The following is a 21,721-nucleotide window of genomic DNA, read 5'->3' as shown; positions in this document are numbered from 1 at the left end:
TCCTCCCCGATGTTTGACCAAGACCTAGCAGGCCCGCCTGCGCGATGGAAGAACCATCCATATTGCGCCGCCCCGCCCCCGCCGCTATATGCCATTCCATGTTGGACACCGCATCAAACCGCCCCACCTTGCCGCCCGAAATTGCGCGCCGTCGCACCTTCGCGATCATCAGCCACCCGGACGCCGGCAAGACGACCCTGACCGAGAAATTCCTTCTGTATGGTGGCGCCATTCAGATGGCCGGACAGGTGCGCGCCAAGGGCGAAGCGCGGCGCACGCGCTCGGACTTCATGAAGATGGAGCAGGATCGGGGCATCTCGGTCTCGGCCTCGGCCATGTCGTTTGATTTCGGCAAATACCGGTTCAATCTGGTGGACACGCCCGGCCACTCGGATTTCTCGGAAGACACCTATCGCACGCTGACGGCCGTGGACGCAGCCGTGATGGTGATTGACGGGGCGAAAGGCGTGGAAAGCCAGACCCAGAAACTGTTTGAAGTTTGCCGCCTGCGCGATCTGCCGATCCTGACCTTCTGTAACAAGATGGACCGCGAAAGCCGGGATACGTTTGATATCATTGATGAAATACAGGAAAACCTTGCCATCGACGTGACGCCTGCAAGCTGGCCGATCGGCATGGGGCGAGATTTTCTTGGCTGTTACGACCTGTTGAACGACCGGCTGGAGCTGATGGACCGCGCCGACCGGAACGTGGTTGCCGAAACCATCGAGATCAAAGGCCTCGACGATCCTAAACTGGCCGAGCACGTCCCCGAGCATTTGCTTGAAAAGTTTCTGGAAGAGGTCGAGATGGCGCGCGAACTGCTGCCCAAACTCGACCCGAAATCAGTGCTGGAAGGTCACATGACGCCGATCTGGTTCGGCTCCGCGATCAACTCGTTCGGGGTGCAGGAGCTGATGCAGGGCATCGCCACCTATGGCCCAGAGCCACAGCCTCAACAGGCCAGTCCCCGCGCCATCGCACCAGAGGAAACCAAAGTCGCAGGCTTCGTCTTCAAGGTGCAGGCCAATATGGACCCGAAACACCGCGACCGCGTGGCCTTCATGCGGCTGGCCTCGGGCCACTTCAAACGCGGCATGAAACTGACCCATGTGCGCACGAAAAAGCCGATGGCGGTGTCAAACCCGGTCTTGTTCCTGGCCTCGGACCGCGAACTGGCGGAAGAGGCTTGGGCGGGCGACATCATCGGCATCCCGAACCACGGGCAGTTGCGCATCGGTGACACGCTGACCGAGGGCGAGATGATCCGCGCCACCGGCATCCCCTCCTTCGCGCCCGAGCTTTTGCAAGGCGTGCGCGCGGGCGACCCGATGAAGGCCAAGCACCTTGAAAAGGCGCTGATGCAGTTTGCCGAAGAAGGCGCGGCCAAGGTGTTCAAACCCAATATCGGGTCAGGCTTCATCGTCGGCGTTGTCGGCGCACTTCAGTTTGAAGTGCTCGCCAGTCGGATTGAACAGGAATACGGCCTGCCGGTGCGGTTTGAAGCTTCACAGTTTACCTCGGCCCGCTGGATCCTTGGCGACAAGGACGAGGTCGAGAAACTGGTCGCCGCCAACAAGCAGCACATCGCCCATGACAATGATGGCGACCCTGTTTTTCTGACGCGACTTCAATGGGATATCGACCGTGTTGAACGCGACTATCCGGCATTGAAACTGTCTGCGACGAAGGAAATGATGGTATAGGTGGCTCTCTTCGGCACATTGGTGGCTTTTCGCCGATGCGACAACCTTGGCTTTCATTGATCCACAAACAACGTCACTATGCCTCAACACAACTATGAGCACTGATATGAAAACAAGTTCCCTTGCCTTCGCTGCCGTGCTCGGCACCCAGATCGCACCCGCATTTGCGACGACCAGCAACGCCCAACAGGAAGATGTCTGGCAGCTGCTGTCCCAGATCGAGGTACAGGAAGTCATCTCGGGCGACACCTATCGCGTCGACAAGTCCTGGCCGGATGGCATTCCCGCGACCCCCAGAATGGTCGAGATCACGGGATATGCCGTTCCGCTCTATCCGGGTGACGAGGTTCGGGAACTGCTGCTGTCCTCGGACACCGGATTCTGCCCCTTGTGCGGGTCGCCAGATCACGGGGCTACGCTGCAGGTCATCCTGGATGAGCCCCTGACAGGGTTCGAAGAAGGCAGCCGCATTTCGGTGCAAGGCACCTTGGCGCGCGTCACCGACACCGAAACCTGGCAGGCCGCGCGCATGACCGGTGCAAAGGTGGTGCGGAACTGACGGCGGCCGTGCAACGCCCGCTTCAAAATCGAGTTCTGCCCACGGGCGAAATCGTTGCCGATCCTGCGCGGGGGATGTTTACAGGGAACCGGGGAAACCTGCCCTTCAACGACGGTCGTCTTGGCACCTCGCGATGGAAGCACCAACACTGGATCATTTGCGACCTGACCCACCCCAAGGGTCGGTATCACGGCCCCATGCCCGCCCGCGCGTGGACACCCCTGTTTTTTCTGGACGACGCCGTCGGTCTGGCCGCGGGGCATCGCCCTTGCGCCTATTGCCGGCCCGACGCCTATCGCATGTTTAAAGCGGCATGGAACGAAGCCCGGCACAGCACAGATCACCACAACGAGATTGATCGTGCGCTGCACCAAAGTCGGGTCGATCGCACCCGGGCGCAAATCCGACACACCGCTAACGGCGCGTCATTACCAGATGGCAGCTTTATATTATACAATGGCACCCCGCATCTGGTCTTGGAGAGCCACGTTCTTCCCTTTTTGACAGACGGATATGGCTCGAAAATCAATAGACCAACAGGTCCGCAGATCGTGTTGACCCCGGCCCCCATCATCGACGTTCTGCGCGAAGGGTACACTCCCGTCCTGCATACGACTGCTGACAAATGTGGCAACAATCACAACGCTTCGCGCTGATTGTCCACATTCCCACCCATGTGATTGACCACGCCCCGGTTTTTCTTTACCCAGATGGCATATTGAAGGGGCGCATTCCTGCGCATCGGCCATACGGGCCTTCCCTTCCCATCCGCACGGGCCAGTGTTGTCCGTGAAACAGGACATACATGACCAAATTTTCTGACTTGAAACTCAGCCCCAAAGTGCTGAAAGCAATCGACGAAGCGGGTTACGAGACCCCGACCCCCATTCAGGAAGGCGCCATCCCGCACGCGCTTGAAGGGCGTGATGTGCTGGGCATTGCCCAGACCGGCACCGGCAAGACCGCCAGCTTCACCTTGCCGATGATCACCGCCCTGGCCCGTGGCCGGGCGCGCGCGCGCATGCCGCGTTCGCTGGTCTTGTGCCCAACGCGCGAACTGGCCGCCCAGGTGGCGGAAAACTTCGACACCTATGCCAAACACGTGAAACTGACCAAGGCGCTTCTGATCGGCGGCGTCAGCTTCAAGGAACAGGATCAGGCCATCGACCGTGGCGTCGATGTGCTGATCGCCACGCCGGGCCGGCTGCTCGACCATTTCGAACGCGGCAAACTGCTCTTGACCGGCGTGCAGATCATGGTGGTGGACGAAGCCGACCGGATGCTCGACATGGGCTTCATCCCGGATATCGAGAAAATCTTCTCGCTCACCCCGTTCACCCGCCAGACCCTGTTCTTCTCGGCCACCATGGCGCCCGAGATTGAGCGGATCACCAATACCTTCCTGTCCAACCCGGCGCGGATCGAGGTCGCTCGCCAAGCGACCGCGTCCGAGACCATCACGCAGGAACTGTGCATGTTCAAACCCTCGCGCCGCGACCGCGCCGCCAGCGAGAAACGCAAACTCCTGCGCGCGCTGATCGACCGTGAAGGGGACGCCTGCACCAACGCCATCATCTTCTGCAACCGCAAGACAGACGTGGATATCACCGCAAAAAGCCTGAAGAAATACGGCTATGACGCGGCGCCCATTCATGGCGATCTGGAGCAGTCCAAACGGATGGAGGTGTTGGACGGTTTCCGCTCTGGCACGCTGAAATTTCTGTGCGCCTCGGACGTGGCGGCGCGTGGGCTGGACATCCCGAATGTCAGCCACGTGTTCAACTATGATGTGCCCGGCCATGCCGAAGACTATGTGCACCGGATCGGACGCACGGGGCGCGCCGGGCGCGACGGCAAGGCCATAATGATCTGCGAACCGCGCGATGAAAAGAACCTCGATGCGGTCGAACGGCTGATCGAAACCAAGATCCCCCGCGTCGACACCCCCCTTGGCGACAAACCCGCCCCGCGCCGTGAACAAGACGAAAAGGCGAAGAACAGCGCCCCGCCAAAACGCGCGCGCCGTGACAAGAGCGACGCAAAGGACGATGCCAAGGCAAAGGACACCACCCCCAGCGATCCCGCGCCGCAACCTGCGAAAGACAAGAAACAGCCCCGCGCCCGCGGCGATCGACGCCCCGCGAAAAACGACAGCAAATCCGTTGGTATGGGCGACCACCTGCCGGATTTCATCGCCAAGAGCTTCGACGAACGCCGCACCGGGTGACATGGCCCGCCGCATCGCCGTTCCCAACGACTTATCCGTGGACGCGCGCAAGGCGACGCTCGAGGTATCTGGGGCCGCCGCGCCCTTCCCCGAGACGGAGCTCTGGCGGCTGGACAAACGCCGCTACATCCTTGAAACGCTGGCAAAAGGATCCGTCGGCGCCGAAATCGGTGTGTTTCGTGGCCATTTCGCCGACGTGATCCTGGACACGGTCAAACCGTCGCATTTCTATATGATCGATCCGTGGACCCTGCTGGGCGACAGGTTTGGTTGGGGCAATGGCAAATATGTCAGCAACGGCGCCCTGACCACGCGAATGGCCCGAGACGAAGCCTGTCTCAGGGCCGCAAATCACCCGGGCACCCAAACCACCGTGATCGAAGGCTTCTTCCCGGATTGCGCGCCCCTGATCGACCACAAACTGGACTGGGCCTATCTCGATGCCAGCCACGGCTTTCAGGAAACCCTTGCCGAATTGCGCGCCCTGGCCCGGCTGGTCAAACGCGATGGCGCCATCTTGGGCGACGACTGGCGCCCAGACCCAACCAGCCACCAGCACGGTGTGTTCCGGGCCGTCCAGAAATTCGTGGCCGAAACAAACTGGCAGATCGTTACCTGCGGGCCGGCAGGGCAATGGATGATCAAACGCAAGGCCAGACGCAGCTGACCCGCCCATCCAAGACGAACCCCGCCTTCTTCTGGCCCAAAATATCCCCGCCGGAGGCCGCCGCGCAACGCGCGGCACCCGATCCTATTCCAGGCGACTGACCACCACGGTCACCTCGGGCTTGCGCCCGATCTCGTCACTGGCGGTCTTGCGGGCCAGGCGCTTCAGCTCATCCCCCAACTTGTCGTCATCCCGCAAAGTCTTGCGTCCGGCGCGCATCAGGAACTGACCCAGATCTTCCTCCAGCACATCGACCAGAGGCGCTTTGGATGATCCGATCTCAGGCAGGCCCATGATCTCGACCCAGGGATCGCCAAGTGGCTCATCCCCTTCCACGATCACATTCACGATGACATGACCGTTCAGCGCCAGCCGTATGCGGTCGCGCACCACGCCGTCCAGCGACCCGATCAGGATGTCGCCATCCAGATAGATCCGGTCCGTATCCACATGCTCGACCACATGCGGGGCATCGCCGGTCAGATCACACACCGCGCCGTTGACCACGACCAACGCCTCGCGCCCGCCCTCTGCCGCCAGTTTGGCATGTTCGCGCAGATGCCTGTGTTCGCCATGCATCGGGATCACCATCTGCGGATCCAGAATGTCATGCACCCGCTGCAGGTCAGGGCGGTTGGCATGGCCCGAGACGTGATAACGGTCGCTTTCCGCCACCAGATCAACACCCATTTCCGAGAACGCATTCATGATGCGGATCACGCCGCGTTCATTGCCGGGAATGGTCTTGGATGAAAACAGGAACATGTCCCCTTCCGCCATTGACAGGCCCATATATTTGCCGCGTGCCAGTTGCGCCGATGCCGCGCGCCGTTCGCCCTGACTTCCGGTAACGATCAGCATCAGGTTTTCGCGCGGCACGTCACGTGCATCTTCGACCGTGATCGTCGCGGGAAAGTCGCCCAGCACGCCGGTTTCCACACCCGCCTGAATCATTCGCCGCATCGCACGACCCAACAAACAGACCGAGCATCCCGCCGCCTTACCAGCCTCGGCCAGTTGTTTCACACGTGCCACGTTCGAGGCAAAAGTGGTCGCCACCACCATATGCGGCGCCTCGCCGATCAGCTTTACCAGTTCGGGGCCAACCTCGGCCTCGGACCGACCGGGATGGGTCGAGAACACGTTCGTGGAATCGCAGACCAGCGCCTTGACGCCCGGTTTCGCAATCTCGCGCCACAGCGCCTCGTCAAACGGATCGCCCAGCACCGGGGTTTCATCCAGTTTGAAGTCGCCCGTATGCACGATCCGGCCTGCTGGCGTATCAATCACCAGACCCGCGCTTTCCGGGATCGAGTGGCTGAGCGGCAGGAAGCTGACCTTGAACGGCCCCGCTTCGATCACTTGTGGATAGCTGTCTGCTGCGATCACCACTTCGGGCACCTGCCCCGCTTCCTCCATCTTGCGTTGCGCGTGATAGCGGGTGAAAGGTCGCGCGTGGATCGGTGCTTTCAGACGCGAATAGAGCCGCCCTACGGCGCCCACGTGATCCTCGTGCGCGTGGGTGATGAAAATCGCCTCAAGCCGGTCGGCATTGTCGGCCAGCCAACTGACGTCAGGCATGATCAGGTTCACACCCGGCGTGGTATCCATATCGGGAAAGGTTACACCCAGATCGACAAGGATCAGACGTTCCTTGCCCGGTTTCCCATAGCCATAGACATAGGCGTTCATGCCGATCTCGCCGGCGCCCCCCAGCGGGAGGTAAATCAGACGGTCAGCGGTCATAAATTGCCCTGTTCCTTGTTATAATTGTAAATGCGAACCAACCCGTGAAGGGTCAGGTCATCGTCGATCTCGTCATACAGATGGGCGCCCTGCTCGAACAGCGGGGCCAGCCCGCCGGTGCCAATCACTTTCATCGGCAGACCGTATTCGTCTTTCACCTTCTGCACCAGCCCCTGCACCAGGCCGACATATCCCCAGAAGATGCCCGACTGGATGCATTCGACCGTGTTTGTGCCGATCACCTTGTCGGGCTGGGTCACATCCACATGCGGCAGCGCGGCAGCCCCTTGGTGCAGGGCCTCAAGCGACAGGTTCACCCCCGGCGCGATCACGCCTCCGATATAGGCCCCATCATGCGCCACCACGTCGATATTCGTGGCGGTGCCGAAATCAACCACCATGCAGTCGCCGCCATAGCTTTCAAATGCGGCAACCGCATTGGCCAACCGGTCCGGGCCGGGGTTGGCGCCCTGATCGACGCGCGGCGCCACCGGCAGAAGGCAATCCGGCTTGCCGACCACCAGCGGGCGGCAGCCAAAGAAGCGGTCGGCAAAGACGCGCAGGTTCCACACCACGCGCGGCACCGTTGAACTGACCACAACCCCGGTGATGTCGGGTTTGATCCGGTAATGGTTGAGCAGGGTCGAAAACCAGGTGAAATAGGCATCCGCCGTGCGCGAATGATGGGTCGAGGTGCGCATCGTGCACAAGAACTTGTCGCCATCCCAGATCGAAAAGACCGTATTCGTGTTGCCGCAGTCGATGGCCAGAAGCATAAGTGCCCCCCTTAGAAAAAAATCTCGGCCGCGGGGATCACCACGCGGGTCGAGGTCGTTGATAGGACAAGGTTGCCGTCTTCGTCCACCGTGTCGAACCGACCCGTATGTTCGGCGCGCGTGGTGCGGGCTGTGATCACCTCGCCCAGGCGGGCTGCGCGCGCCAGCCAGGCTTCGCGGATCGGGGCAAAGCCATAGGTGGTGAAGGTCGCCTCGTGCCGGGCATAGGCCGGGGCCAGAAGGTCCAGAAACGCCTCTGGCGTCAGGTACAGGCCGGTTTCGCCCGCCAGACTGACCGGCGCGACCGCGCGGCCCTCGATCGCGGCGCCCTCGGGCGCGTCGATCAGGTTTACGCCGATGCCAATGGCAAAATGCCCGACCTGCGCTCCCAGCCCGGCACTTTCCAGCAGGATCCCCGCCACCTTGCCACCGTTCAGAAGCACGTCATTGGGCCATTTCAGCGAAAACGCATCGGCACGCCCCGTGGCCATGACGAACGCGTCGTAAAGCGCCAGCGAGGCCACGAAACTTCTGAGCGCGACCCTGGCCGGCGGCTCGGACGGGCGCATGACAAGCGTGGCGGAAAAATGCCCCTTGGGATCTGCCCATGCCCTGCCCCTGCGCCCGCGGCCTGCGGTTTGCCGATGGGCCAGGATCCATGTCGGACCCAAAAGACCCGGCGCGATGCGCCGGGCCTCTTCGTTGGTGCTGTCGACCTGATCCAGAACACGTTTTCCAACGCCTTCGGGCCAGACCGTGCCCGCCTTAGTTGACAAGGGCTTCGGCCGCAGCCGCAGCGGCGGTTTCGATGCCAAAGAAGTTCACCACGCCCAGGACGACAATCGCAGCCGACCCGACCAGCGCCACCCAGGCCGCAGGCGACATCTTCAGTTCCAGCCCTTCGCCTTCTTCGCCGAAATACATGTAATAGACGATGCGCAGGTAATAGAACGCCCCGATAACCGAAGCGACCACACCGGCCACGGCCAGCCAGGTCAGCCCTGCCTGCACCGCGGCAATCAGCACGCCGTATTTGGCAAAGAAGCCTAGCATCGGCGGCACACCGGCCAGCGAGAACAAGAGGATCAGCATCGCCAGCCCGCGAAGCTTGTCCTTCACCGCAAACTGGTTCAGGGCCGAAATGTCGGCAATCGGACGCCCGTCACGCTCCATCGACATGATGAAGGCGAAGGTGCCAATGTTCATGGTCAGGTAAACCGCCATGTAAAGCAGCATCGCCTGCACGCCATAGGCGCTGCCCGCCGCCAGGCCCAGCAACGCAAATCCCATATGCGCGATCGACGAATAGGCCATCAGGCGCTTGATGTTGGTCTGTCCGATGGCGGCAATCGCGCCAAGGAACATCGACAACACTGCCAGCAGCGCGATGATCTGTTGCCAGTCGCCCACGGCTTGACCGAATGCATCAAACAACACGCGCGCAAACAGGCCCATTGCGGCCAGCTTCGGCGCGGTGGCAAAGAAGGCGGTGACCGGGGTCGGCGCGCCTTCGTACACATCCGGCGTCCACATGTGGAACGGCACGGCCGAGACCTTGAAGGCCATACCAGCCGTCACGAAGACCAGACCGATCAGCAGGCCAAGCCCGACGTGACCGTCGCTGGCCGCCTGGATGATGCCCGAGAACAGCGTCGTCCCGGCATAACCATAGGTCAGCGAGGCACCGTAAAGAAGCAGACCGGACGACAAGGCGCCCAGCACAAAGTATTTCAGACCGGCTTCGGTCGATTTCACACTGTCGCGGTTCAACGACGCCACCACATAAAGCGACAGGGATTGAAGCTCCAACCCCATGTAAAGCGCCATCAGGTCGCCCGCCGACACCATCATCATCATGCCGACCGTGCCCAGCGTCACGAGGATCGGGTATTCGAACCGCAAAAGACCACGGCGCGACATCGTCGCCTCGCCCATCACCAGAACGGCGGCGGCGGCCAACAGGATCGCGACCTTGGCAAAACGGGCATAGGCATCGTCCAGGAACATGCCGCCAAAAGCAGCCCGCGCCCCGTCGCCCCCGGCAACCAGCAGCGCAACCACGACCATCACGGCCCCGGTCAACCAGGTCAGCGGTTTGGCCAGCCCATCCTTGCTGGTATAGACCGCCGCCAACAGGGCGATCATCGCATAGACCGACAGGATCAGCTCGGGCAGAACTGTTTGAATATCAACAGAGCTCATATCTCGCTCTCCTTAATGCGATGCGGTCTGCGCCATCTCTGCGACTTCGGCAGGGATGGCAGCGTGGAAGTTGGTCAGAAGCGCCTCGACCGAGGGGCCGATCAGGTCGGTCACAAGGCTGGGATAGACGCCCAGAAGCAAGGTCATGAACACGAGCGGCGCGAAGATCATCTTCTCGCGACGGTCCATATCGGTGATCGACTTCAGGCTTTCCTTGATCAGATCGCCGAAGACGACGCGGCGATACAGATACAGCGCATAGGCCGCCGAGAAGATCACGCCCGACGTGGCCACCAGTGCGATCCAGGTGTTGGCCTGGAACATGCCGACCAATGTCAGGAATTCTCCGACGAAGCCCGAGGTGCCGGGAAGGCCAACATTGGCCATGGTGAAGAACATGAAGATCAGCGCATAGGCCGGCATCCGGTTCACAAGGCCACCGTAAGCGTCGATCTCGCGCGTGTGCATCCGGTCATAGATGACGCCAACACAAAGGAAGAGCGCGCCCGAGATGAAGCCGTGGCTCAGCATCTGGAAGATCGCGCCGTCGACGCCTTGTTGATTGAGCGAAAAGATACCGGCGGTCACATAGCCCATGTGCGCGACCGAGGAATATGCAATCAGTTTTTTCATGTCCTCCTGCACCAGCGCCACCAGCGAGGTATAGACAATCGCGATCACCGACAGCCACAGCACAAAAGTCGCCATCACATCCGCGCCGATGGGGAACATCGGCAGGCTGAACCGCAGGAAGCCATAGCCCCCCATTTTCAGAAGGATCGCGGCCAGCACGACAGACCCCGCCGTGGGGGCCTGAACGTGGGCATCCGGCAACCAGGTGTGCACCGGCCACATCGGCATTTTCACCGCGAAGCTGGCGAAGAAGGCCAGGAACAGCAGGGTCTGTGCACCGCCGACGATCTGAATGCCCAACAGGCTGAAACTATCCGCCCCGAACTTGTGGGTCATCAGCGACGGAATATCCGTCGTGCCGGCGTCCACATACATATAGACCATCGCGACCAGCATCAGAACCGACCCAAGGAAGGTATAGAGGAAGAATTTGAACGCGGCATAGATGCGTTCCTTGCCGCCCCAGATGCCGATGATCAGGAACATCGGGATCAGCCCTGCCTCGAAAAACAGATAGAACAGCACCAGATCCAGCGCCATGAACACGCCCAACATGAGCGTTTCCAAAAGCAGGAAGGCGATCATGTATTCCTTCACGCGCGACGTGACACCCCAACTGGCATAAATCGTCAGGGGCATCATGAAGGTGGTGAGCAAGACAAACAGGACCGAGATCCCGTCGACACCCATCTTGTATTTAAGGCCCATGATCCAGCTGCCCTCTTCCACGAACTGAAAGCCCGTGTCGGCAGGGTCGAACCCGGTCAGCAGCAGAAGCGAGAACAGGAAGGTCGCCACGGTTGCCGCAAGCGCAAGCCACTTGGCATTGCGGGCAGCCGCTTCGTCATCGCCGCGCAAAAACAGCGCAAGAATGACGGCTGCGACCAGCGGCAGGAAAGTGATGATGGAAAGCAGGTTGTTCATTAGTGCGCTCCACCGCTGAAGAGGATCATGATTGTCACCAGAGCGACGATGCCAAGGACCATCGCGAAGGCATATGTGAAGACATAGCCGGACTGTGCCCGACCGGCCTGTTTGGTGAACCACGGCACAACGCCCATTGCGACCCCGTTCAGGAAGCCGTCAATGACATTGCCGTCGCCGCGTTTCCACAGGAACCGACCGATCGCAAAGGCGGGCTTCACGAAGATCACGTCATAGATCTCGTCGAAGTACCATTTGTTCAGCAGGAACTGATAGACATGCGGGAAGGTCTCGGCCAACCGTTTCGGCATGCTCGTGTTCACGATGTAGAACCAGAAGGCCACGACAAAGCCGATCAGCATCGCGATGAAGGGCGACACCTTGACCCATGCAGGCGCATGGTGCGCGTCGTCGATCACGTGGTTGTCCGGGGCCATGAAGATCGCGCCTTTCGGGGCCTCGCCGTGATGGGCGGCGGCCACCGGGGCGTGGTCCGGATCAGCCATGGTTTTGGCGTGATCCTCGTCCGTGGCGTGGTCTGCATCCGCAGGTGCGGCTTCGGTGTGAGTGTCAGCGGCAACTTCGGTGCTGTCGTCGTGATCGTCAGCCGCCTCGGCATGTTCCCCGGCCTCGACATGAGCCTCGATCCCGAAGAAGTGGTTCACCTTGTGGTGATCGCCGAAGAACGAGCCATACCAGATCATCCCGGCAAAGATCGACCCCAGCGCCAGAACACCCAGCGGCACCAACATGACCATCGGGCTTTCATGCGCGTGCTCATGCGTGTGCTTGTCGCCGCGCGCTTTACCATAGAAGGTCATGAACATCAGGCGCCAGCTGTAGAAGCTGGTGAACAGCGCCGCGATGACCAGCATCCAGAAAGCATAGCCCCCGTTGGTGCCGGCATAGGCGCTTTCAATGATCGCGTCTTTCGACAGGAAGCCTGCAAAGCCAATCGCGGTCAGCGGAATGCCGACCCCGGTGATGGCCAGCGTGCCGATCATCATTGCCCAGAAGGTCACGGGCAGTTTCTTGCGCAGATCGCCATAATTCCGCATGTCCTGCTCGTGGTGCATGCCGTGGATCACAGACCCTGCGCCAAGGAACAGCATCGCCTTGAAGAAAGCGTGTGTCAGCAGGTGGAACATTGCGACAGAATAGACGCCGACGCCTGCGGCCACGAACATGTAGCCCAGCTGCGAACAGGTCGAATAAGCGATCACGCGTTTGATGTCGTTTTGAACCAGACCGACTGTTGCCGCGAAGAACGCGGTGGTGGCGCCCAGGAATACGATGAAATTGGTGGCCTCGGGCGCGTATTCCATCAAGGGCGACATACGGCACACAAGGAAGACACCGGCCGTCACCATGGTCGCCGCGTGGATCAGGGCCGACACCGGGGTCGGGCCTTCCATCGCATCCGGCAACCAGGTGTGCAGGAACAGCTGCGCCGATTTACCCATCGCCCCGACGAACAGAAGGAAAGCCAGAAGGTTGGCGGCATTCCACTCGGTCCAGAGGAAGTGCAACTGCGTTTCCGCCAGCGCGGGGGCTGCGGCGAACACATCGTCCAGACGGATGCTATCGGTCAGGTAAAACAGGCCGAAGATGCCCAAGATAAAACCAAAGTCACCGACCCGGTTCACCACAAAGGCCTTGATCGCGGCGGCGTTGGCCGACGGTTTCTTGTAGTAAAACCCGATCAGCAGATAGGACGCGACGCCCACGCCTTCCCAGCCGAAGAACATCTGCAGCAGGTTGTCCGCCGTCACCAGCATCAGCATCGTGAAGGTGAAGAAGCTGAGATAGGCGAAGAAACGGGGGCGATAGCTTTCGCCCTTAAACTGCGGATCGTCGGCCATGTAGCCCATGGAATACAGGTGAACGAGCGACGACACCGTGGTGACGACGATCAGCATGATCGCGGTCAGACGATCCAGACGGATCGACCAGTCAACCGACAATGTGCCGGACTGCACCCAGTCCATCAGGTGGATATGCTGTGTCTCGGTGCCCAGGCCCAGGAACACGACCCAAGACAGTAGCGCGGACAGGAACAACAGCGCGGTGGTCAACACCTGCGCGCCCTTGTCGCCAATGATCCGATGGCCGAAGCCCGCAATCAGCGCACCGACAAGCGGGGCAAAAAGGATGATCTGTACCATTTGCCGTTAGCCTTTCATCACGTTGACGTCTTCGACATCAATCGTGCCACGATTGCGGAAGAAACTGACCAGGATCGCAAGGCCGATGGCGGCCTCGGCGGCGGCCACGGTCAGGACGAACAGGGTGAACACCTGCCCCGCCAGATCGCCAAGATAGGACGAGAAGGCGACAAGGTTGATGTTCACCGCCAACAGCATCAATTCGATCGACATCAGCAAAATGATGACGTTCTTGCGGTTCAGGAACAGCCCGAAAATGCCGATGACGAACAAGGCCGCCCCGACCGCGAGATAATGTTCAAGTCCTACCATGTGCGTGCGTCCCTTCGTTCCGGGCTTGGCTGCCGGTGCAGCGCGCCCAAGTCTTGTTATGCGTATTCATCACAGTTCTGCTTTCCGACCCGATCAAAGCCCCTGCCCCGGTTTCACGTCGATCACTTCCATCGCCTTGGCGGGGTCGCGGTGCATCTGGGCAATCACGTTCTGGCGTTTCACATTCGTACGATGGCGCAGGGTCAGGACGATCGCGCCAATCATGGCGACCAGCAGGATCAGACCCGCCAGCTGGAACAGCAGGATGTAGTCGGTGTAAAGGATCTGCCCCAGCGCCTGCGTGTTATGAGCCACGTCCAAAGCGGGTGTCACAGCCGCCCGCGCGGCGTCCGCGCCATCGGCAAACTGCCAGGTGCCGAAGATGGTCGCCAGCTCCATCAACAGGATCACACCGATCAGAAGCGCCAAGGGCAAAGATTTTGCCATCTCGGCCTTCAGCTCGGCAAAGTCCACATCCAGCATCATCACGACGAACAGGAACAGAACCGCAACCGCACCCACATAGACGATCATCAGAAGCATCGCCACGAACTCGGCCCCCAGCAGCACAAACAGCCCTGTCGCGCCAACGAAAGCGGTGATCAGCCACAGGACCGAATGCACGGGGTTTCTTGCCATTACGGTAAAGAACCCGCCCACAACGGTGGTCAGGGCAAAGAGGTAAAATGCGAAATCGGCAACGCTCATGCGTCCCCCTCCTCGTTGTCGTCAAACACGGCTTGCGCCAGTTCCAATGCACGGGTCATGGCCGGCAGGCCGCCCAGCATCGACATTTGATAGATCACCTCGGCGATCTCTTTCTCGGTCGCGCCCGCTTCCAAAGCATGGCGCACGGTCAGCTTGATCTGCGTATCAGCCTGCGCGCCCAGAACGGTCAGCCCGGCCAGTGTGATCAGCATTCGCGTCTTTGCGTCCAGACCATCCTTGTTGAAGGCGTTGCCAAACATCATGTCCATCATGTCCTTCGGCATGGTGGGCAACAGCTTGTCAAATCCCTGGGGCTTGAACGTCTCCAGGGCAGGATTGAAGTTGCGGAGCATTTCCTGCCCCTGCTCCATCATCTGAGCGTATAGTTTGGAGAAATCGTTCATCGGTTTTCCTTAGCGATCACTTAGCGATACGGCGCATCAAGTTCGATGTTGCGGGCAATCTCGGCTTCCCAGCGTTCGCCGTTCTCAAGCAGTTTGGCCTTGTCGTAAAACAGTTCCTCGCGGGTTTCGGTCGCAAACTCGAAGTTCGGACCTTCGACAATCGCATCCACCGGGCAGGCTTCCTGACAGAAGCCGCAATAGATGCATTTGGTCATGTCGATGTCATAGCGCGTTGTGCGGCGCGAGCCGTCCTCGCGCGGTTCCGCGTCGATGGTGATGGCCTGCGCCGGGCAGATCGCCTCGCAGAGTTTACAGGCGATGCACCGCTCTTCCCCGTTGGGATAGCGGCGCAGCGCGTGCTCACCCCGGAAGCGGGGCGACAGCGGACCCTTTTCATGCGGATAGTTCAGCGTCGCCTTGGGCGAGAAAAAGTATTTCAGCCCCAGCCCGAACCCTTTGATGAAATCCGTCAGCAGGAAATATTTCGTTGCGCGTGCGTAATCAAAAGCCATCCGATCAGCCCCCTACAGTCCAGCGGGCGTAAGTGCCCCAGAATGCCCCGTATTGGGCGAAGAATGCGACCAGAACAACCCATGCCAGCGACAAGGGCAGGAAGACTTTCCAACCGATGCGCATCAACTGGTCATAGCGATAGCGCGGCGTGATCGCCTTGATCATCGAGAACACGAAGAAGAAGAAGAAGATCTTCGCAAACAGCCACACGATACCATCCGGCAGCGCCTCGACCGGCGACAGCCAGCCGCCGAAGAACAGGATCGAAATCAGCGTGCACATCAGAACGATGGCCACATATTCACCGATCATGAACAGAAGGAAAGGCGTCGAGGAGTATTCCACCTGATACCCTGCCACCAGTTCCGATTCAGCCTCCGGCAGGTCAAACGGCGGGCGGTTGGTTTCGGCCAGCGCCGAGATCAGGAACAGGAAGACCATCGGGAAGTGCGGCAGCCAATACCAGCTCAAGAGCCCTTTGCCGTCCTGCGCGTTCACGATGTCGCCAAAGTTCATCGACCCGGTGGACAGGATCACACCGATGATGATCAGGCCGATCGACACCTCATAGGAAATCATCTGCGCCGCTGAGCGAAGCGAGCCCAGGAACGGGTATTTGGAGTTTGAGGCCCAGCCGCCCATGATCACGCCATAGACTTCAAGCGAGGAGACCGCGAAGACGAACAGGATCGCCACGTTCACATCGGCCAGCACCCAGCCATCGTTGAACGGGATCACCGACCAGGCGACCATGGCCAGCACAAAGCTCATCATCGGGGCAAGGAAAAAGACAAAGCGGTCCGCGCCCGCGGGCACCACGATTTCCTTCAACACGTATTTGATGAAGTCGGCAAAGGATTGCAGCACGCCAAACGCGCCCACCACGTTGGGGCCTTTGCGCATCTGCACCGCCGCCCAGACCTTGCGGTCGAAATACAAAAGGAACGCCAGCGCCACCAGAAGCGGAACCACGATCAACAGACATTGTCCGATGATCAGAAGGGCGATGCCCAGATTTGTTGTCGTGAAGAATTCAACCATGTCGCGTCATGCCCTCGGACCGTCGGTATTCATTTTCTGTTGCAGTACCAGTGGGATGGGCAAAACCGCAGACACCGCCCGCACAGAGCGCCACCCCCGGTTTGTTGCCGTTTTCCTGATCAAACACGTCCCGGTCCTGCCCTTGTTCCTATTCCGCCGCCAGCTTCGACGACGCGCGTGCGCGCGCCTGAGCGGACAGCTCTGCCATCACTTCCGACGCCCGTGCAATCGGGTTGGTCAGATAGAAATCGCCAATCACGTAACGGAAGCTGGCCGCCCCCATTTTCTCGACCGGCAGCGGTTGCCATTCATTCTCAGCCACCTGATCGACCCCGGCCAGCACCGGCGCAGCGTCGACCATCGCGCGACGCAGCCCGGCAAGGCTGTCCCACGGCAGGGTCGCGCCCAGTTCCGCCGACAGCGCCCGCAGGATCGCCCAGTTTTCCTTGGCCTCGCCCGGTGCGAAGTTGGCGCGCAGCGCCAGTTGCGGGCGGCCTTCGGTGTTGACGAACAGCCCGCCCTCTTCCGTATAGGCTGCGCCGGGCAGGATCACGTCGGCGCGCATCGCGCCCCGGTCGCCGTGGCTGCCCTGATAGATCACGAAAGGACCGGCGTCGATGTCGATCTCGTCCGCGCCCATGTTGAAGATTACATCGGCACCCGTCGTCGCGGCCTCCATGCCACCTTCGGTCACGGCACCGACATCCATCGCTCCCACGCGTCCGGCGGCGGTGTGCAGGATCATCAGCTTGGAGCCGGTATCCTCAGCCAGTTTCATCGCGTTGGACAGAACCGCCAGACCATCGGCTTCGCGCAAAGCGCCCATGCCGACGATCACCACCGACGGGGCGTCTTTCACCGCGCCATACTCTTTGCCCACGATGCTTTCCAGCGCCGCGCGATCATTGCCGACATGCGCGTAGTCATAGGTCAGATCAACGGTTTCGCCGACCAGACCGACCTGAGCCCCCTTCAGCCACGCCTTGCGGATGCGGGCGTTCAGAACCGGTGCTTCAACGCGCGGGTTGGTGCCGATCAATTGGATAAACTTGGCGTTGTCGATGTCCTCGACCCGCGCCGTGCCAACATAGCCCGAGCGGTTGCCGATTGGCAGGCGCGCATTGTCCGTGCGGCATTCAACATTGCCACCCAGCCCTTCGATCAGCATCTTCAGGCTGAATGCAGCCTCGGTCGGGGCCAGATCACCGACCAGACCGGCAACTTTTTTGGCACTCTTCATGGCCTCGGCAGCCTTGGCCAACGCCTCGCCCCATGTGGCTTTGCGCAGTTTGCCGTTTTCACGCACATATGGCACGTCCAGACGCTGACGGCGCAGACCATCCCAGATGAATCGCGTCTTGTCGGAAATCCATTCCTCGTTCACGCCATCATGGTTACGCGGCAGGATGCGCATCACTTCGCGCCCTTTGGTGTCGACGCGGATGTTCGACCCGAGCGCGTCCATCACGTCGATGGTTTCGGTCTTGGTCAGCTCCCACGGGCGGGCGGTGAACGCATAGGGTTTCGAGGTCAGCGCGCCAACCGGGCAGAGGTCAATGATGTTGCCTTGAAGGTTCGAGTCCAAAGTCTGGTTCAGATAGCTGGTGATCTCGGCATCTTCGCCACGGCCGGTCTGGCCCATCTGGGTGATCCCGGCGATCTCGGTGGTGAAGCGCACGCAACGGGTGCAGCTGATGCAACGCGTCATCGCGGTGCCCACAAGCGGCCCCAGATCCAGATCATCAACGGCGCGTTTCTGTTCCCTGAACCGCGACCCGGACATGCCATAGGCCATTGCCTGATCCTGCAAGTCACACTCGCCGCCCTGATCGCAAATCGGGCAATCCAGCGGGTGGTTGATCAGCATGAATTCCATCACGCCTTCGCGGGCCTTTTTGACCATCGGCGAGTTGGTTTTCACAACCGGCGGTTCCCCTTCAGGACCGGGGCGCAAATCGCGCACCTGCATCGCACAGGACGCCGCGGGCTTGGGCGGGCCGCCAACGACCTCGACCAGACACATGCGGCAGTTGCCGGCAATCGACAGACGTTCGTGATAGCAGAAACGCGGCACCTCGATCCCGGCCACTTCACAGGCCTGGATCAGCGTCATCGCGCCATCTACTTCAACTTCCATGTCGTCAATGACGATCTTTTTCAAGTCGCTCATCACGGTCCCTTTTCAATTCGCGAAGCGGGGTTTTCCCCGTCTCCGCACCTGTCAGCCCCTAGCGTTTGGTCAGCAATGACCCTGTAAAGGTGCCTTTTTCCATTTCTTCGCGCCCGATGACGCAATAGCTTTCTTCGTCGCCTTCCTTTGCGCCACGCTTGGCCAGCATGGGCTCGGCAATGGCGCGAAACCGGTCCTGTTCGGCCTTGCTGTCCACATAGGCCATGACTTCTTTCGTCGTGAACCCCAGTGACACAGCGTGTCTGCGCAGCGAAAACGCCTTGTTCAGCAGGCGCAGCTTGCGCAACCGCAGGGTCGGGCAGTTCTCGTCGATCAAATAGGCGATCGACGCACTCAACAATTCGGCATGCATCCGGTCGTCTTTACGTAACACCGAATAATCGGTGGCCGAGGCTGATCCGGCCGTCGCAGTTGCGGCAAGGACCGAGGCAAGCACAAAGGGGCGAAGTTTCATCATTCCATATCTCCTTTTCTTGAAAAGGAGATGGGGAGCGCGGGTGTTGTCATGCAATAACAACACGCGAAGACGGACGGAAAACCGCCTGTTTTCAGTATGTTGATTTGCATGTTCATCATCATTTCCTTTGCTCGCCACGGGCCGGTATCATTCTGCCGCGATGCTGGCCTTACCCTGTTTGTTCACACGGATGCGATCCTCGATTTCGTCGCGGAAGTTGCGGATCAGACCCTGGATCGGCCAGGCGGCCGCGTCGCCAAGGGCGCAGATCGTGTGACCTTCGACCTGTTTGGTCACGTCCCACAGCATGTCGATTTCCTCGACCTCGGCTTCGCCGCGCATCAGGCGATCCATCACGCGCATCATCCAGCCGGTGCCTTCCCGGCACGGCGTGCACTGACCACAGCTTTCGTGCTTATAGAATTTCGCCAGACGCCAGATCGCCTTGATGATGTCGGTCTGCTTGTCCATGACAATCACCGCAGCGGTGCCAAGACCCGAGCCAAGCTCGCCGCGCAGATAGTCGAAATCCATGATCGCGTCGCGCATGTTTTCACCGCGCACGCACGGCACCGACGAGCCGCCGGGGATCACGGCTTTCAGGTTGTCCCAGCCACCGCGAATGCCGCCGCAGTGCTTGTCGATCAGTTCCTCAAAGGAAATCGACATCGCCTCTTCGACAACGCAGGGGTTGTTCACATGGCCCGAGATGCCAAACAGCTTGGTGCCGGAGTTGTTCGGACGCCCAAAGCCTGCAAACCATTCCGGCCCGCGGCGCAGAATGGTCGGCACGACGGCGATGCTTTCCACGTTGTTCACTGTGGTCGGGCAGCCATACAGGCCCGCGCCCGCCGGGAACGGCGGCTTCATGCGTGGCATGCCTTTCTTGCCCTCAAGGCTTTCCAGCAAAGCGGTTTCTTCGCCACAGATATATGCGCCCGCCCCGTGATGCAGGAACAGGTCGAAATCCCAGCCGGACTTTGCCGCGTTTTTGCCCAGAAGCCCCGCACCATAGCATTCGTCAATCGCGGCCTGAAGCGCCTCGCGTTCGCGGATATATTCGCCGCGCAAATAGATATAGCAGGTGTTGGCGTTCATCGCGAAAGACGCGATCAGCGCGCCCTCGATCAGCGTGTGCGGATCATGGCGCATGATCTCGCGGTCTTTACAGGTGCCGGGTTCGGATTCGTCCGCATTGATCACCAGATAAGCCGGACGACCGTCGCTTTCCTTGGGCATGAACGACCATTTCAGACCGGTCGGGAAGCCCGCACCACCACGACCCCGCAGGCCCGAGGCTTTCATCTGCTCGATGATCCACTCGCGCCCTTTCTTGATGATCCCGGCGGTGCCATCCCAATGGCCACGCTGTTTGGCACCCGCAAGGGTGCGGTCGTGCATGCCATAAAGGTTGGTAAAGATCCGGTCTTTATCCTGCAGCATTCGTTCTTATCCTTCATCCGCCCGGCGCTTGCGCCAGATCCGATACGTTACCACCAGGCCAAACACGAACCCGGCCAAAGCGCACAAGTCCAACAAACCCCTGATTGATTGCGACCAACCGAAGTGGTTTCCCGCCCAGGTGCCACCGACCCACAGCGCACCGGTGAAGGCGATGACAAGACCTGCCAGGCGCCCTTCCCGCTGTAAGCTGTTTTTCGGATCGGTGTGCATGATCTGTGTCATCCTTTAATAAACATCGCCCTTCTTGACCTTCTTCGAGAACGCGGTTTCCCCGCCTTCGGCCAGGGTCTTGGCTTGTTCCACCCAACCGTCCCGTTCGATCCGGCCTTTGAAGCTCAGGTTGTCGTCAACCCAGGCGATCTCGTCCGGGCCCCATTTGGCGATCTGATCGAAATGCCAGAAGCCAAGCTCATTCAACGTTTGCTCCAGCTTCGGACCGACGCCTTTGAGTTGCTTCAGATCATCGGCGCCCGAGGCGCGCGGTGCGTCCATGGTGTGTGGCTTGTTGGGCTGGCCGGTCGGTGCGGCTGCGGCCGGTTTGGCTGCTTTGGCGGCAGAGCCTTTCGGCGTGGCTTTCTTGGCCACTGGTGTATCCGAGACTGTCTTTTTTGCAGCCGGCTTTTTCGCAGCAGGCTTGGCGTCCGTCTTCTCGGCGGGGGCCTGAGGAGCGGCCGCGGCCTCGACCGGGACGGGTGCACCATCCATCGCCGCAGCCGGAATGCTGGCCGCCGAGGCCGCAACCTCGTCCGATCCGCGCTCATCCGACGTGGCATCATCGCCTGCCTGTGCGATCTCTCCGACCGCAGTGCTGGTCACATCACTGCAAAAGACTTTCTGCAAGAAAATCGCCAAGCCAATGGCCACGGCGATCCCGATGATCAGGCCGATGATGCCCGAGATCATCAGAAACAGCGCAAAACCAAACAAGGTGCCGATGATCCAGCAAATATTCTTGCAGGTGAAAAACCCGGTATCTTTAGTCATTGTCCCTATCCCTGTTGTTGATGGTGGACACAAAAACAGGTC

General features: G+C 60.2%; 21 protein-coding genes. 5 read left to right on the top strand and 16 right to left on the bottom strand.

Annotated elements, in window-relative coordinates:
* Nucleotides 1–98 precede the first annotated feature (98 nt).
* From MUY21_RS12385 to MUY21_RS12365, 5 genes are all read left to right on the top strand, one after another.
* Nucleotides 99–1,706, top strand: coding sequence for a peptide chain release factor 3 (locus tag MUY21_RS12385; RefSeq protein ID WP_248410658.1), 1,608 nt, complete (start codon nt 99–101; stop codon nt 1,704–1,706).
* 106 nt (nt 1,707–1,812) lie between these two features.
* Entirely contained in the window at nt 1,813–2,265 is a 453-nt protein-coding gene (locus tag MUY21_RS12380) for a hypothetical protein (protein WP_248410657.1), read from the top strand.
* An 8-nt stretch (nt 2,266–2,273) separates the two neighbouring features.
* Complete coding sequence (locus MUY21_RS12375) at nt 2,274–2,921, top strand: hypothetical protein (RefSeq protein WP_248410656.1); 648 nt, start codon at nt 2,274–2,276, stop codon at nt 2,919–2,921.
* Between the two features lie 149 nt (nt 2,922–3,070).
* Nucleotides 3,071–4,492 carry a DEAD/DEAH box helicase gene (locus tag MUY21_RS12370; protein WP_248410655.1) on the top strand — a complete coding sequence of 474 codons (1,422 nt, stop codon included), beginning with the start codon at nt 3,071–3,073 and terminating at the stop codon, nt 4,490–4,492.
* Nucleotide 4,493: 1 nt separating this feature from the next.
* Nucleotides 4,494–5,159, top strand: a complete 666-nt coding sequence (locus MUY21_RS12365) for a class I SAM-dependent methyltransferase (RefSeq protein ID WP_248410654.1) — start codon at nt 4,494–4,496, stop codon at nt 5,157–5,159.
* Between the two features lie 84 nt (nt 5,160–5,243).
* On the opposite strand, the gene MUY21_RS12360 is transcribed toward MUY21_RS12365, so the two are convergent.
* The 16 genes from MUY21_RS12360 to MUY21_RS12285 form a co-directional block, all read right to left on the bottom strand.
* Nucleotides 5,244–6,905 carry a ribonuclease J gene (locus MUY21_RS12360; RefSeq protein ID WP_248410653.1) on the bottom strand — a complete coding sequence of 554 codons (1,662 nt, stop codon included), beginning with the start codon at nt 6,903–6,905 and terminating at the stop codon, nt 5,244–5,246.
* A complete protein-coding gene (locus MUY21_RS12355) occupies nt 6,902–7,681 on the bottom strand; it encodes a type III pantothenate kinase (RefSeq protein WP_248410652.1) in 780 nt (259 codons plus the stop codon). The genes MUY21_RS12360 and MUY21_RS12355 overlap by 4 nt, the downstream gene beginning before the upstream one ends.
* Nucleotides 7,682–7,692: 11 nt before the next feature.
* On the bottom strand, nt 7,693–8,457 hold the full coding sequence (locus MUY21_RS12350; protein WP_248410651.1) for a biotin--[acetyl-CoA-carboxylase] ligase: 765 nt from the start codon (nt 8,455–8,457) through the stop codon (nt 7,693–7,695).
* Complete coding sequence (gene nuoN, locus MUY21_RS12345) at nt 8,447–9,883, bottom strand: NADH-quinone oxidoreductase subunit NuoN (RefSeq protein WP_191285581.1); 1,437 nt, start codon at nt 9,881–9,883, stop codon at nt 8,447–8,449. The genes MUY21_RS12350 and nuoN overlap by 11 nt, the downstream gene beginning before the upstream one ends.
* A 12-nt stretch (nt 9,884–9,895) precedes the next feature.
* Nucleotides 9,896–11,440 carry an NADH-quinone oxidoreductase subunit M gene (locus MUY21_RS12340; protein WP_248410650.1) on the bottom strand — a complete coding sequence of 515 codons (1,545 nt, stop codon included), beginning with the start codon at nt 11,438–11,440 and terminating at the stop codon, nt 9,896–9,898.
* The gene (gene nuoL / locus MUY21_RS12335; RefSeq protein ID WP_248410649.1) at nt 11,440–13,605 is read right to left on the bottom strand and encodes an NADH-quinone oxidoreductase subunit L; all 2,166 of its coding nucleotides are present in this window, start codon (nt 13,603–13,605) and stop codon (nt 11,440–11,442) included. Before nuoL ends, MUY21_RS12340 begins: the two co-directional genes overlap by 1 nt.
* A gap of 6 nt (nt 13,606–13,611) precedes the next feature.
* Nucleotides 13,612–13,917, bottom strand: a complete 306-nt coding sequence (nuoK, locus tag MUY21_RS12330) for an NADH-quinone oxidoreductase subunit NuoK (RefSeq protein WP_191285578.1) — start codon at nt 13,915–13,917, stop codon at nt 13,612–13,614.
* A 93-nt stretch (nt 13,918–14,010) separates the two neighbouring features.
* A complete protein-coding gene (locus tag MUY21_RS12325) occupies nt 14,011–14,625 on the bottom strand; it encodes an NADH-quinone oxidoreductase subunit J (RefSeq protein WP_248410648.1) in 615 nt (204 codons plus the stop codon).
* Nucleotides 14,622–15,029, bottom strand: a complete 408-nt coding sequence (locus MUY21_RS12320) for a carboxymuconolactone decarboxylase family protein (RefSeq protein WP_191285576.1) — start codon at nt 15,027–15,029, stop codon at nt 14,622–14,624. Before MUY21_RS12320 ends, MUY21_RS12325 begins: the two co-directional genes overlap by 4 nt.
* A gap of 20 nt (nt 15,030–15,049) precedes the next feature.
* Nucleotides 15,050–15,541 (bottom strand): NADH-quinone oxidoreductase subunit NuoI, encoded by a 492-nt coding sequence (gene nuoI, locus MUY21_RS12315; protein WP_248410647.1) that lies wholly within the window; start codon nt 15,539–15,541, stop codon nt 15,050–15,052.
* 4 nt (nt 15,542–15,545) lie between these two features.
* Nucleotides 15,546–16,583 (bottom strand): NADH-quinone oxidoreductase subunit NuoH, encoded by a 1,038-nt coding sequence (nuoH, locus tag MUY21_RS12310; RefSeq protein ID WP_248410646.1) that lies wholly within the window; start codon nt 16,581–16,583, stop codon nt 15,546–15,548.
* Nucleotides 16,584–16,731: 148 nt separating this feature from the next.
* Complete coding sequence (gene nuoG / locus MUY21_RS12305) at nt 16,732–18,753, bottom strand: NADH-quinone oxidoreductase subunit NuoG (protein ID WP_248410645.1); 2,022 nt, start codon at nt 18,751–18,753, stop codon at nt 16,732–16,734.
* 58 nt (nt 18,754–18,811) lie between these two features.
* Entirely contained in the window at nt 18,812–19,231 is a 420-nt protein-coding gene (locus tag MUY21_RS12300) for a DUF5333 family protein (RefSeq protein ID WP_248410644.1), read from the bottom strand.
* Nucleotides 19,232–19,378: 147 nt separating this feature from the next.
* Nucleotides 19,379–20,674 (bottom strand): NADH-quinone oxidoreductase subunit NuoF, encoded by a 1,296-nt coding sequence (nuoF, locus tag MUY21_RS12295; RefSeq protein WP_248410643.1) that lies wholly within the window; start codon nt 20,672–20,674, stop codon nt 19,379–19,381.
* A gap of 6 nt (nt 20,675–20,680) precedes the next feature.
* The gene (locus MUY21_RS12290; protein ID WP_229836547.1) at nt 20,681–20,917 is read right to left on the bottom strand and encodes a DUF5337 domain-containing protein; all 237 of its coding nucleotides are present in this window, start codon (nt 20,915–20,917) and stop codon (nt 20,681–20,683) included.
* Nucleotides 20,918–20,920: 3 nt separating this feature from the next.
* Nucleotides 20,921–21,679, bottom strand: coding sequence for an NADH:quinone oxidoreductase (locus tag MUY21_RS12285; RefSeq protein ID WP_248410642.1), 759 nt, complete (start codon nt 21,677–21,679; stop codon nt 20,921–20,923).
* Nucleotides 21,680–21,721: the final 42 nt, after the last annotated feature.

Source organism: Aliiroseovarius sp. S2029, from assembly GCF_023195575.1.
GTDB lineage: Bacteria > Pseudomonadota > Alphaproteobacteria > Rhodobacterales > Rhodobacteraceae > Aliiroseovarius > Aliiroseovarius zhejiangensis.
This window is presented reverse-complemented; position numbering and strand designations above follow the sequence as displayed.